The sequence below is a fragment of the Streptomyces sp. NPDC002690 genome, from assembly GCF_053592415.1.
Genome location: NZ_JBSFVR010000210.1, coordinates 1 through 12,705, shown reverse-complemented (window position 1 = coordinate 12,705; position 12,705 = coordinate 1). Strand labels below are relative to the sequence as shown.

At 72.2% G+C, this 12,705-nt stretch carries 11 protein-coding genes and 1 pseudogene; 3 read left to right on the top strand and 9 right to left on the bottom strand.

Going from position 1 to position 12,705, the window contains the following annotated elements:
• Positions 1-115: 115 nt before the first annotated feature.
• From ACWD3D_RS23715 to ACWD3D_RS23705, 3 genes are all read right to left on the bottom strand, one after another.
• Positions 116-361, bottom strand: a complete 246-nt coding sequence (locus tag ACWD3D_RS23715) for a DUF2630 family protein (RefSeq protein WP_451462824.1) — start codon at positions 359-361, stop codon at positions 116-118.
• A gap of 80 nt (positions 362-441) precedes the next feature.
• Positions 442-1,431 carry an NADP-dependent oxidoreductase gene (locus tag ACWD3D_RS23710; RefSeq protein WP_451462823.1) on the bottom strand — a complete coding sequence of 330 codons (990 nt, stop codon included), beginning with the start codon at positions 1,429-1,431 and terminating at the stop codon, positions 442-444.
• 124 nt (positions 1,432-1,555) lie between these two features.
• Positions 1,556-2,419 (bottom strand): hypothetical protein, encoded by an 864-nt coding sequence (locus ACWD3D_RS23705; RefSeq protein ID WP_451462822.1) that lies wholly within the window; start codon positions 2,417-2,419, stop codon positions 1,556-1,558.
• 120 nt (positions 2,420-2,539) lie between these two features.
• Between ACWD3D_RS23705 and ACWD3D_RS23700 the strand changes: the two are divergent.
• Positions 2,540-2,950: pseudogene (locus tag ACWD3D_RS23700) on the top strand (hypothetical protein); the annotation flags it as partial.
• A 302-nt stretch (positions 2,951-3,252) separates the two neighbouring features.
• Here the strand turns inward: ACWD3D_RS23700 and ACWD3D_RS23695 are convergent.
• From ACWD3D_RS23695 to ACWD3D_RS23680, 4 genes are all read right to left on the bottom strand, one after another.
• On the bottom strand, positions 3,253-3,675 hold the full coding sequence (locus ACWD3D_RS23695; protein ID WP_451462821.1) for a universal stress protein: 423 nt from the start codon (positions 3,673-3,675) through the stop codon (positions 3,253-3,255).
• Positions 3,676-3,812: 137 nt separating this feature from the next.
• Entirely contained in the window at positions 3,813-4,496 is a 684-nt protein-coding gene (locus ACWD3D_RS23690; protein ID WP_451462820.1) for an FMN reductase, read from the bottom strand.
• A 5-nt stretch (positions 4,497-4,501) separates the two neighbouring features.
• Positions 4,502-5,590 carry an LLM class flavin-dependent oxidoreductase gene (locus tag ACWD3D_RS23685; protein ID WP_451462819.1) on the bottom strand — a complete coding sequence of 363 codons (1,089 nt, stop codon included), beginning with the start codon at positions 5,588-5,590 and terminating at the stop codon, positions 4,502-4,504.
• Between the two features lie 224 nt (positions 5,591-5,814).
• Positions 5,815-6,561 (bottom strand): class I SAM-dependent methyltransferase, encoded by a 747-nt coding sequence (locus ACWD3D_RS23680; RefSeq protein WP_451462818.1) that lies wholly within the window; start codon positions 6,559-6,561, stop codon positions 5,815-5,817.
• Between the two features lie 337 nt (positions 6,562-6,898).
• Here ACWD3D_RS23680 and trpS point away from each other — a divergent pair, with 337 nt between their 5' ends.
• Entirely contained in the window at positions 6,899-8,011 is a 1,113-nt protein-coding gene (gene trpS, locus ACWD3D_RS23675) for a tryptophan--tRNA ligase (protein ID WP_451462817.1), read from the top strand.
• A 43-nt stretch (positions 8,012-8,054) separates the two neighbouring features.
• On the opposite strand, the gene ACWD3D_RS23670 is transcribed toward trpS, so the two are convergent.
• Positions 8,055-8,882 (bottom strand): alpha/beta fold hydrolase, encoded by an 828-nt coding sequence (locus ACWD3D_RS23670; protein ID WP_451462816.1) that lies wholly within the window; start codon positions 8,880-8,882, stop codon positions 8,055-8,057.
• Between the two features lie 197 nt (positions 8,883-9,079).
• Positions 9,080-11,104 carry an NAD-binding protein gene (locus ACWD3D_RS23665; protein ID WP_451462815.1) on the bottom strand — a complete coding sequence of 675 codons (2,025 nt, stop codon included), beginning with the start codon at positions 11,102-11,104 and terminating at the stop codon, positions 9,080-9,082.
• Positions 11,105-11,447: 343 nt separating this feature from the next.
• Between ACWD3D_RS23665 and ACWD3D_RS23660 the strand changes: the two genes are divergently transcribed.
• Positions 11,448-12,518 (top strand): PucR family transcriptional regulator, encoded by a 1,071-nt coding sequence (locus ACWD3D_RS23660; protein ID WP_451462814.1) that lies wholly within the window; start codon positions 11,448-11,450, stop codon positions 12,516-12,518.
• Positions 12,519-12,705 lie beyond the last annotated feature (187 nt).

Sequence of the window (12,705 nt, the reverse complement as noted above, 5' to 3'; positions counted from 1 at the left end):
CGGGTGATGCGGTACGCGATCCCGTCCGGGGTCATCGCGGGGGCGGCGACCTTCCTGACGTACATGCTGGCCGGGAGCCACTACTCCGGGGCGGGTGGTGCGGTCCCGGTGCGGCTCAGCTCTGGTACCCCTCCACCTCGTCGGCCGGGCGTACCCGGGCCTTCGAGGGATCGTCGCCGTACTCGCTGAGGGCGCGGCGTTGCCGCAACAGATCCCAGCACTGATCGAGTTGGACCTCCACCGTACGCAACCTGATCTTCTCCTCCGCGGACAGGCCGAGGGCGGCGGTGGACCGGTCGCGCAGGGACCGTTCCTCGGCGACGAGTTCGTCGATGTTCGCGAGGATGTCGTTGTCGGGCACGGGGGTTCCTTCCGGACGGGGCGAGTGGGAGCGGACCGGGCAGAGCCGCGGATGCCGGAGCGGGTGCCGGAGCGAGCGGGTCACCGGTGGTGGTGTCCGGCGCCGCTGGGCCCCAGGGCGAAGACCGTCTTGCCCCGGGCGCCGCCCGCGCGGTTCTGGGCGAGCGCCTCGGGGGCCTTCTCCAAGGGCAGTTCGATGTCGATGGGGACGACGAACGCCCCGCTGGTCACCGCTGCCGCGAGGGCGTCGAGCAGGAGGGCGGACGGTGCGAGCCGGAAGTCGACGGGCGGTGGGCCGGTGCGCCGCGTACGGTTTCCGGCGCCGCCGGAGGCGCCACGGGTGGTGAGGACGACGCCGCCCTCCCGCACGAGTGCGGCGTGTGCGGCGAAGGCCTCCGGGGTCTCGGAGACGAGGTCGACGAGGGCGTCCACCCCGTGTGGGCACAGCTCCCGTACGGCGGCGGGGAGCGATTCCGGTCCGGCGGAGACGTCCAGGGTGCGGGTGGCACCGAGGATGGCCATCCTGCGCCGCTCGTCGCCGCGCACGGCGGCGAGCACGTGTACGCCCCGGGCGGCGGCGAGCTGGGTGAGGTAGCTGCCGACGCCGCCTGCGGCTCCGACGATGAGCAGGGACTCGCCTTCACCGGCACCGGTGGCGGCCAGGATCTGGCAGGCGGCCGTCCCGGCGGTCGGCAGCGCGGCGGCGACCTTGAGCGACAGCCCGGTCGGGACCACGGCGATCGGCGAGTCCTGGTGCACCGAGACGTACTCGGCGTAGGCGCCCCCGCCGGGCAGCGGGTGGGTGACCCGGCCGAACACCGGGTCACCCACCCGGAAACGGCTGGGGCCGCGGCCGACCGTCTCCACCCGGCCGGCGAAGTCCAGCCCGAGCACGTACGGGAAGCCCTGGGGGGAGGTGGCGGCCACCGGGTCGTCGGCGCGCTGCCAGTCGTACGGGTTGAGGGCCGCGTACTCGACCCGTACCCGCACCTCGCCCGGTTCCGGATCGGGCTTGGGAAGTTCGACGAGCGCGGCCTCCCCGGGGAACGCGGTGACGGCGACGGCACGCATACGGCAACCTCCCAGGCACCCCCGGCGTTCAGGCTCCTACTCTCGCCCGGCCCGTTCCCCGCCGCACGTCGGAGGGCGGGCCCCGGCCGCTGGGCGGTCCGGAGCCGGCCGGGCCGCTGCCACGTCAGGGAGTACGGCGCGACGTCAGCAGGTACCGGGCGACGACGCCGGCCACCAGCAGCAGGGCGCCCACCCCCAAGAGCCACCAGACCGTGGTGCGCAGCGACGCGGTCAGCGCGTCGGAGATCGCCGCCGCACCGTCCCGGTCGCTCTCCGGCACGGTGTCCAGCATTTCGGAGCGGCCCACGGCGATCAGGACCCGCAGCACGACCGCGCCCAGGACGAGTCCGCCGCCCACGACGGCGGTGGCGAAGAGGCCGGCCCGCCGGCCGCCCCGGACGGTCGCCAGCCCCACCACCAGGACGAGGAGGACCAGGGTGGCCACGGCCGGCCAGACGCTGGCGTACCGCAGCCAGCCGAAGGTCTGGCGCACGTGGTCGGCGCGGTCCCCGGAGAGGACGGTGAGTTCGGTGTGCTCGACGGGGATCTGGTCGGCGAAGGGCACCCCGTTGTCCTCCAGCTCCTTCTTCACCTGCTCGATCACCGGGGCCAGGTCGATGGTCACCGCCTCGCCGGAGTCCCCGTCGAGCGCGGCCGTGATCGACTCGTGGGCGGTGCGGTTCGCCGCGTCCCACGCCGAACGGAACGCGTCCGTCGTGGTGAACGACAGCACGCCCTGGTGCAGGAAGTCCCGCATCGCGTCCTGGAGCGTGCCCAGGTCGATCTGCTTCATCGCTTCGTCGGTGATGAGGTCGGCGACGGTCTCGCGCACCGCGGGGTCCGAGGAGAGCGGGGAGACGGCGGCCACGTACCGGTCGGTGTCGTCGATCTCCAGGTCGACCCAGGCGGAGAGCGCGCTCAGCGGCACCAGGACGGCGAGCAGGACGAGCAGCACGGCCGACAGGGTCGCGACGAGAGAGGTCCGCATCTCCTCAGGGAATCCCGGCGGCCGGTGTCGCGCCCCGGGCCGTCGTCCATTCGAGTTGCCGGGTGGCGCGGCCGGGTGTGCGCTGGAGTGAAAAGGGGGCGACGGAAGGAGCTCTCCGCCATGGCCACACACGCAGCCACACCCGCCGGGTCGGGGACCCGGGCACCGCGTGCCCGGACACCGGCCCACCACCACACCGCGATGGCCTGGGCGGTGCCTGTGCTCCTGGGCGTCATCTACGGCTTCTACGCCGCGTTCATCCGGCGTGACGGCGGCCCGAGCACGGGCGGTCAGGTGGCGCTGGGCTTCGCCTCCGGCGTCGCGCTCGCCGTGCTCTGTTTCGCCCTGGCCCGGTTCCAGTACGTGATCCCGCGCGAGGTGCGGGCGGTGGCCTACGGGGCCCTGACGGCGTGCGCGATCGGGTTCCTGGTGAGTCTGACCGACACCAGCGTGCTGCGCTCGACCATCCTCGGTCTGGTGGTCGGCGTCCCGGTGGGGCTCGCCATGTACTACTTCTTCTACGCGCGGGAGGACTGGCCGGAGGAGAGGACCACCGACCGCACCACCGGCGGGACGATCTACCGTGCCACCGACAGGACCGCCCACCGGATCACCGACGGGCCCCCCACCGGCGAGGGAAGCGCGGGCCGGCGCCGCATCGGCCGTCGGAACGACCGGACCGGCGAGAGTCTCCAGTGAGCACGGCTCGATGAGCCCGGCCTGAGGTGAGCCCGGCCTGAGGTGAGCACGGCCTTCGTGAGCCTGGCCGACGAGCAGCGATGAGGGCGGCCCCGCCGCGGGGCCGCCCTCATCGCCGCTCGCGCCCGTCGCCCTCAGTCGCGTACGACGGTCACCGGGCAAGGGGCGTTCTGGGTGACGTGGAGGCTGACCGAGCCCAGCAGGGTCGCCTTGAATCCGCTGTACCCCCGTGCGCCGACCACCAGCAGGTTCGCGCCCTGCGCCCGGTCGATGAGGTTCTGGGCCGGGTTGCCGATCACCACGATCTTGCTGATCCCCGCCGCGCGCTCCGCGCCGAGGGCTTCTTCCAGGGCCTCCGTGAGGGAGACCGTCGCCAGGGCCTGCGGGTCGAAGTCCTCCGGCATGCCCGGCATCAGCGAGGCCCAGCTGGTGGCGGGGTACTCCCAGCTGTTGACGGCTTCGACGGTGTCGCCGGTCAGCTCGCCCTGGCGCACCGCCCAGTGCAGTGCCTTGATCGACGACGCCGAGCCGTCCACGCCTACGACGATCCTGCCCATGTTCTGCCTCCCGCTCGATGCCGCTCGATCCGATGTCCGGTCCACACTCTCAGCAGACCGGACATTTAGGACGTCAGGGGTGGTGTCCGCGTGCGCGTGTCCGTGCGACGCGGTACCGCGGGGGAGCGCCGCCCGGATCAGTCGAACCGCAGGTCCGCGAGCTGCTGCGCGAACGGCACGATCGCGTCCAGCCCGTCGTCCAGGCCCAGCGACCTGGAGGCGCCGGAGACGGTACGGCCCAGGACGGCCGAGGCCAGCTCGCCGCCGGCCCGCCTGATGCGGGACGGCAGGCCGTCGGTGTACTCGTCGCCGGACGAGCCCCAGTCCTCCGACGCCGCGTACACCGACGTCGGTACGGTCACGGCCCGCAGGTAGGCGAAGAGCGGGCGCATGGCGTGTTCCAGGACCAGCGAGTGCCGGGCCGAGCCGCCGGTCGCGGCGATCACGACCGGCTTTCCGGTCAGCGCGGTGTTCTCGATCAGGTCGAAGAACGACTTGAAGAGACCGCTGTACGAGGCGCTGAACACGGGGGTCACCGCGATCAGGCCGTCCGCCTCGGTCACCGCGTCGACGGCTTCCCGCAGGTCGCCCGAGGGGAACCCGGTGATCAGGTTCTTCGCGATGTCGACGGCCAGGTCCCGCAGCTCGATCAGGCGCACCTCGACCTGGCGGTCCTGTCCCGTCTCCAACTGCTCCCGCGCGGCCGAGGCCAGCCGGTCGGCCAGCATCCGGGTCGAGGACGGCTGGCTCAGACCGGCCGACACGGCGACGATCCGGAGCGGGGCGGTGGTGAAGCCGATGGGGCCGGCGTGCTCCGTCATGACGGTCAGACCTCCTTCGAGGCGGTACGGGCGGCGGTGACGGCCGGGTGGACGGGGGCGTCCGGGACTCCGGCGGGGCGCAGGGCGGCGAACTCCTTGCGGAGCACCGGGACGACCTCCTCGCCGAGGATGTCGAGCTGCTCCAGGACGGTCTTGAGCGGGAGCCCGGCGTGGTCCATCAGGAACAGCTGGCGCTGGTAGTCGCCGACGGCGTCACGGAAGGACAGGGTGCGCTCGATGACCTCCTGCGGGGAGCCGACGGTCAGCGGCGTCTCGCGGGTGAAGTCCTCCAGCGTCGGGCCGTGGCCGTAGACCGGGGCGTTGTCGAAGTACGGGCGGAACTGCTTGACGGCGTCCTGGGAGTTCTTGGCCATGAACACCTGGCCGCCGAGTCCGACGATGGCCTGGTCGGGGGTGCCGTGGCCGTAGTGGGCGTACCGCTGCCGGTAGAGCTCGACCATCTTCTTGGTGTGGGACATCGGCCAGAAGATGTTGTTGTGGAAGAAGCCGTCGCCGTAGTACGCGGCCTGCTCGGCGATCTCGGGGGAGCGGATCGAGCCGTGCCAGACGAACGGCGGCACGCCGTCGAGCGGGCGCGGGGTGGCGGTGAAGGACTGCAGCGGAGTACGGAACTTCCCCTCCCAGTCCACGACGTCCTCGCGCCACAGCTTGTGCAGCAGGGCGTAGTTCTCGATGGCGAGCGGGATGCCCTGGCGGATGTCCTTGCCGAACCACGGGTAGACCGGGCCGGTGTTGCCGCGGCCCATCATGAGGTCGACGCGGCCGTCCGCGAGGTGCTGGAGGGTGGCGTAGTCCTCGGCGATCTTCACCGGGTCGTTCGTCGTGATCAGCGTGGTGGAGGTCGAGAGGATGAGCTTCTCGGTGCGGGCGGCGATGTAGGCGAGCGTCGTGGTCGGCGACGACGGGACGAACGGGGGGTTGTGGTGCTCGCCGGTCGCGAAGACGTCCAGGCCGACTTCCTCGGCCTTCTGCGCGATGGCGAGGGTCGCCTTGATCCGCTCGTTCTCGGACGGAGTCCGGCCGGTCGTCGGATCGGTGGTGACGTCCCCGACGGTGAAGATCCCGAACTGCATGACGCCCGCCTCCTGTGCTGTGTCGCTTCAATGTTGTTGAAGCTTGAACTAACTGGTCCCACCCTACAACGGGGACCCCTCCCTGGCTATTCCGCTTTGGACATCACGTGGCCGGAGCCCCGGCGGGACGGCCGTCCGGGCCTGCGGCCGGGACCGCACGGGTGCGTACGCGGGCGGGGCGGGCCGTCGGGACGCGTCGGCGTACCGGGGGCATACGCGCCGGGTCAGCGCCGGGCGACGGCCAGGCTGACCACGTACCGCTCCTCGATGCTCAGGTCGGGGAAGGCGGCGGTCAGGATCTCTCGTTCCTCGGCGAGGAAGGCATCCGTGCCCTCCTTGCCGAGGACGAGGAAGTCGGAGTAGCTGGCGAGGTTGGCCAGATGGGTGTCGAGGGGGACCCGCCGGGCCCACTTCAGCTGCCGGTGGACGAAGCCGGGGCGGGCCGGCAGCCCGCGGAACCGGGCCCGGGGGTCATGAGGGCGGTCCGGGGCACCGAAGAGCCGGCGCAGACGGGCGTCCTGGGCGGCGATCCAAGGGACGGCGGCGTCCGAGTCGTTCCACCAGAGCGCGAGAGTGCCGCCGGGGCGAAGTACCCGCAGTGCCTCCGGGACGGAGGCCGCCGGATCGGTCCAGTGCCAGGACTGCGCGTAGGTGAGGAGATCGAGCGAGGCGGAGGCCAGCGGCAGCCGGTCGCCGTCACCGCGCACCAAAGGCACGTCGGGCAGCCGACGGCGGAATTCCGAGGCCATCCCCGCGCCGGGCTCGACGGCGACGACGTGCGCGCCCCGGCCCCGCAGGAGTGCCGTCGCCAGCCCCGTACCGGCTCCGACGTCGGCGACCGCCGCGCCCAGGAGGGGGCGGCTGCCGAGCTCCTCCACCGCGTCGAGCAGCGCCGGAGGGTAGGAGGGGCGGTGGGCGGCGTACGTGGCGGCGGCGCGGTCGAACGAGCGCGCCTGCGAAGTCCTGTTCATACGGCCAGTGTCGGAGTGACGGGGGTGCGGGACGCCACCCGTTTCGCGAAGGGGAGAGCAGCGTCCTTCCCGGGGCGCCCAGGGTCGTGTTCCCCGGGAGGCGCGGAGGGTGCGCGTTACACTCGGCCCATGACCTCCGTACCGTGCCGGAACTGGTGGCGCTCCTCCTAGGAGCGGCACCCCTTCCGCGCGGAACCAGGGCCGTTCGACATGGACGGCCCTTCTCTGTTCCCGCGTACGGCGCCCGTAGCGCGCACAGCGTGTGCGGCAGGGACATGGATCAGCTCGACCGGCGGGGCCGTCCTCCACGCAGTCACACCTCGCGAGGAGAGATCCCATGACCACGTCTTTGCCGCTCACGAGCCCCGCCCCGGCCGACCGCACGTCCGCCGCCTCCCCGCTTCCGGCGTCCGCCGTGACCACCGCGCTCCGGCGCAGCGCCGATCTGGAGCGGGAGATCGCCGCCGGGCCCGGTCGCTTCCGTGTGGTGACCGGGGACCGGCCGACCGGTCCTCTCCACCTCGGGCACTACTTCGGCACCCTCCACAACCGGGTCCGGCTCCAGGACCTGGGCGTGGAGGTCTTCGTGCTGATCCCCGACTACCAGGCGCTGACCGACCGGGACGTGGTCGACCGGCTCGCCGGGACGATGGAGGGCCTGCTCCTCGACTACCTCGCCATCGGTATCGACCCGGCGCGTTCGACGATTTTCAACCACAGCGCCGTGCCCGCCCTGAACCAGTTGCTGCTGCCCTTCCTCAGCCTGGTCTCGGTGGCCGAACTGGGCCGCAACCCCACGGTCAAGGACGAGATCGCCCACTCCCGCCAGGCCGCGGTGAGCGGCCTGATGTACACGTACCCCGTCCACCAGGCCGCCGACATCCTCTTCTGCAAGGGCAACCTCGTCCCGGTGGGCCAGGACCAGTTGCCGCACCTGGAACTCACCCGGACCATCGCCCGCCGCTTCGGCGAGCGGTACGCGCCGGTCTTCCCGCAGCCCGACGCGCTGCTCTCCGCCGCCCCGCTCCTGCTCGGCACGGACGGCGGGAAGATGAGCAAGAGCCGCGGCAACGCCATCGCCCTCGGCGCGACCGCCGACGAGACCGCCCGGCTGATCAAGGGTGCGAAGACCGACACCGACCGGAACATCTCCTACGACCCCGGGAACCGCCCCGCCGTCTCCAACCTCGTGCTGCTCGCCGCGCTCTGCGAGGACCGCGACCCGTACGAGGTCGCCGAGGAGATCGGTGACGGCGGTGCGGCCGTGCTCAAGCGGACCGTGACGGAGGCCGTCAACACCCGGCTCGCACCCGTCCGGGCCCGACGCGCCGAGTATGCGCGGGACATGGAGTACGTGCGGTCCGTGCTGCGGGCCGGGAACGCGCGCGCGAACGAGATCGCCGAACGCACCCTGGACGAGGTCCGGGAGGCGATGGGGACGCTGCGGTAGCCGTAGCCCCTCCGTTCCGGCCGCTCCCGGTCCGGAGCCCGGTTCACCTCTTGAGGAAGTCCAGCAGGTCCTTGTTGAACTTCTCCTTGTCGCCCGGCACCAGCGCGATGCCGTGCGAGCCGCCCTCGTAGACCTTCAGCGTGGCGTCCTTCACCAGCTTCGCCGTCTTGCGGCCGGTGGCGTCGATCGGGACGACCTGGTCGTCGTCGCCGTGCACGACGAGGGTGGGGACGTCGAACTTCTTCAGGTCCTCGTGGAAGTCCGTGGAGGCGAAGGCGTCGACGCAGGCGACCCCGCCTTCGATGGTCTCGGCCATGGCCATGTACCAGAAGGCGTCCTTGTTGCCCTGGGTGACTTTGGTTCCCTCGCGGTTGGCGGAGTGGAAACCGACCGCGGTGTCCTTCCAGAACTGCGAGCGTTCCGTCAGGATGCCCTTCTTGATGTCGTCGAAGACGCTCTGCGGAACGCCCTCCGGGTTGTCCGGCCCCTGGAGCATCAGCGGCGGGATCGCCGAGAGCAGGACGGCGGACCTGATCCGCCCGGTGCCGTGCCGGCCGATGTACCGGGCCAGCTCGCCGCCTCCCATGGAGTGCGCGACGAGGGTGACGTCCCGCAGGTCGAGCTGGGTGATCAGGTCGTCGAGGTCGTCGGCGAAGGTGTCGAAGTCGTAGCCGTCCCACACCGGGGTGGAACGGCCGTGGCCCCGGCGGTCGTGGGCGATGCCGCGGTAGCCGGCGTCCGCGACCGCCTTGAGCTGGTCCTGCCAGGCGTCGCCGTTCAGCGGCCAGCCGTGGATGAAGACCACGGGCCGCCCCTGCCCCCAGTCCTTGTAGAAGATCTCGACTCCGTCGCGCGTGGTGCAGACAGGCATGCGCCTCTCCTTCTCCTGCGGTCGTGCCGGATGGGACAACACGGCCCATTAGTGCATGAGGGGGAAATCGGCGGGGAGCGTTCTTGGGCCGAACGGGTGAGGGGCCCTGGGGAGCGAGCGTCCGTCCGGGTGTGCCCATGTTTCACGTGAAACGGGACGGCTTCCGGCCGGGCTCGGGCTCTGTTTTCCGCGACTGTTCAGCGCCGTCCGGCCGTCGAGCGCTGTCGGCGGAGCAGCTCGGCCAGCCCACGCCGGGTCGCGGCGATCACCACTCGGTCCTCGGCCTTGAGTACGTACCCCGGCGGGAGATCCCAGATCAGCCCGGAGACGCGCTGCTGTCTCCCTCGGGTGTCGTAGGGGGGCGCGGCGGCCAGATCGGGTACCCGGTCGCCGAGCGGGGTGGTGTCCAGGGCCAGCACCCGCCAGGCACCGGCCCGGAACGCCTGGGCGACGGTGTGGCCCTCCAGCTGCGGATGTCCGCCCACCACCAGTGCGGCGAACAGCATGACCTTCCGCTCGACCGGGACGGCTCCGAGGATCTGCCGGCCCATCATCGCCACGGCGAAGGAGGGGGCGGCCAGGTGGGTCACCGACCGGGAGCGGGTGGTGGCCTGCGGGTGGGCGGTGCGCAGGGTGCGGTAGACGATGGTCGCGAAGTCGTCGTCGTAGAGCCGGAGCGCCACCCGCAGGTCGGGTTTGATCGACCGGGCGTAGAGCGTCGCTTCGAGGTTGGTCGTGTCGCGGCTGGTCAGGGCGAGCAGTGCGCGGGCCCGGCCGATCTTCGCCGCTTCCAGTACGCCTTCTTGGGTGACGTCGCCGATGACGGTCGGTACGTGCAGGGAGCGGGCCACCGGGATGCCCCGGGCGTTCGGGTCCTCCTCCACGACGACGACCGGGATGCCGAGCTCGCGGAGCCGTACGAGGACCCGTGTGCCGATCTTGCCCAGGCCGAGCAGGACCACGTGGCCGGAGAGGCCGCGGGGCGGGCGGCGCAGCGAGGAGGCGGTGCGCAGGGTCCCGAACGCCTCCAGCACCGCCGCGATCAGCAGCGGCAGCAGCAGGAGCCCGGCCACCCCCGACAGCAGCTGGATGATCTTGCGCGCGGAGGGGGCAGTGTCCTCGGCGGGGTCTCCCATGGCGACGAGGTCGAGCAGGGTCAGATACACGGAGTGCGCCGCGCTGTCGCCGGTCGTCCGTACCGAGGCCACGGCCAGGCCGACGACCGCTGCCGCGACCCCCAGCGCCGACCAGCGCAGCCGTCGCGAGAACACCTGGCTCAGCGGGGCGCCCCTGCCGCCCATCCGGACGGCGGGCCGGTCCGGGACCGACCGCCTGACGGTCTCCAGGACGACGGTGCCGCGTCCGGTCGCCGCCGCCACGGACCGTTCGTCGGGCAGCAGTCGCGGTCCTTCGTCGCCGCTGCTGTCGGAACCTTCGGCGCCGGCCGGGTCGACGGTGGTGGACGAGAGGAGGGCGAGGGTGCAGAGCCCCGGGTCGGCGCGCTCCCCGGGGCCGGGCGGGGTGCGTTCGACCGCCCGCAGCAGCAGCCCCTCGGCCTGGACGACCTTGCTGCTGCCGGTCAGCGCGGTGGCGGCGAGGGCCGGGGCGACCGTGTCGGCGTCGGAGAGGACCGTGGTGCTCGCGTCCAGCGCGGCCGGGTCGAGCCCGGGTGCGGCGACGGCCGCAGCCTGGTCGAGCAGTGTCTCCAGGTGGAGGCCGAGCTTGCGGTTGTAGAGCCGGATCACCAGCCGCAGCCGGGGGTTGAGGCGTCGGGCGGTGAGCGCGGCCCGGATGTTGCGTTCGTCGTCCTCGTAGACGAGGGCGAGTGCGGCGGCACGGTCGACGCCCGCCTCCTCCAGGGCGTCGTCGGAGGGTTCCGCCGCTTCCAGGATGAGGACGGGCTCCACCCCGGCGTTGGTGTCGCTGTCGCTCGACCCGACGCCGTCCAGGGGTGCCGAACCGGCGCCGTTGCGGCTCATCGCCGCCGACATCCTGCCGAACAGGGCCGAGGCGCGCGCCCGTTGGTTCATCGGGAGGTCGGGCTGAGCGGTGTCCGGACCGGGCGGAAGGATCAGGGTGACGCGTTCCCCGTAGACGTAACGCAGTTCCACCGCGAGTCGCCGGGCGAGTGCGTCGTCTCCGCAGACCACCATGTGGCCGGATACCGGCGGGCGAGGGGGGCGCTGCGGCTGCTGGGGTAGGGGGGACACGAAACCCAGCATGCCTTGCTCCTGTCGGGTCCAGGCGGGACTTTCGGAACACGCCCTGGGCGGGTCCGGGAGCCGAGGCGCCCGCCCGTGCGCGCAGGGGCCGGGAAGCGGGCGGAGAGGGGGAACCCGGTACCGGGTCCCTTGGCGGGACCCGGTCGCCGGGCCGTTCCCCCGTCCGCACCCCCGTTGTCACCTGGTCGTTCCCCCGTGTGGTGCGGTACGGATCGTGCCATCCGGAGGGGTGCCCACACACTGCCGGATTCCGGCAGTCCTGGAGCGAGGGACTTGCCGGGCCGCGGCATGGACGGTTGTGGGTTACATATACGTACGGGAATCACGGGAGGGGAAAGGGCCGATGGCGGAGCCGCGCATACCCATCGAGGTGCTGGGAAACTACGTCCGCGTCCTGGAGGAGGTGGCCGGGACGGGGAGACGGCTGACGCACAAGGAGCTGGAGGAGCGACGCGAACTGGGCCGGGCAGCCGCGGAATCCGGGTTCCGGCTGCGCGAACTGATCGCCCTCCATCTTGCCCAGACCCGCGCGCACTGGCCGTGCGCGGTCCGGGGGGCCACGGGCACGACGGACGCGGTGCTGTACGCGGTGGAACAGTCCGTCGACGCTTTCGCCGAGGGCTTCGAGGGAGCGCAGCGGCTGACGGTGCGTCGTGAGGAGGCGGCCCGACGCGAGTTCATCGACGACCTGCTCTACGGGCGCAGCGACCTCGGCCGTCTCGCGGAGCGGTCCACCCGGTTCGGGCTGCACCTCTCGCGGGCGCACGCGGTCGCGGTGGCCGTGGGCCCGGAGGCGTACACCGAGACGGACGTGGTCCCGCGCGGCGTGGAGGCGGCGATGCTGGCCCGGTTCAGCGGGCGGGAGATCCTGCTGACGACCAAGGACGGGCGTCTGGTCTGCGTCGCGCCGGGCAGTCGGCCGGAGGTGCTGCTCCACTTCGCCCAGCAGTCCCACTCGGCGACCGGTGGCGGGCAGGTCGCCATCGGCCGCTCGCACCACGGACCGGGCGGTGTCGTCCAGTCGTACGACGAAGCGCTGGAGGCTCACGAACTCGCCCGGCGCATGGCGCTCGACGATCCGGTGCTGCACGCGGCCGATCTGCTGGTCTATCCCGTGCTGACCCGCGACCGCCAGGCCATGGCGGACCTGGTGCGCAGTCGGCTCGGGCCGCTCCAGAAGGCCAGGGGCGGTGCCGAACCGCTGCTGCGGACCCTCTCGGCGTACTTCGACTCGGGGTGCGTGGCGGCGGAGACGGCACGCCGGCTGTCGCTGAGTGTGCGGGCGCTGACGTACCGGCTGGAGCGCATCCACGTGCTGACCGGCTCCGACCCGTCCGACCCGGTGCACCGCTACACCCTCCAGACGGCGGTCATCGGCGCCCGGCTGCTGGACTGGCCCGCGAAGGAGATCTGAGCCCGGCACCCCGGGACCGGCACCCCCGGGACCCGTGCCCCCGGGACCCGTGTCCCGGGACCGGAACCCCGGGATGCCGGTCCCTGGCGGTGGTCGGGTGGTGGTCGGGTGGTGGTCGGGTGGTGGTCAGCTGCTCGTTGAGCAGGAAGAGGGTGGAGAGGGCCGGGGTGTTGTACGTCTGGTTCTT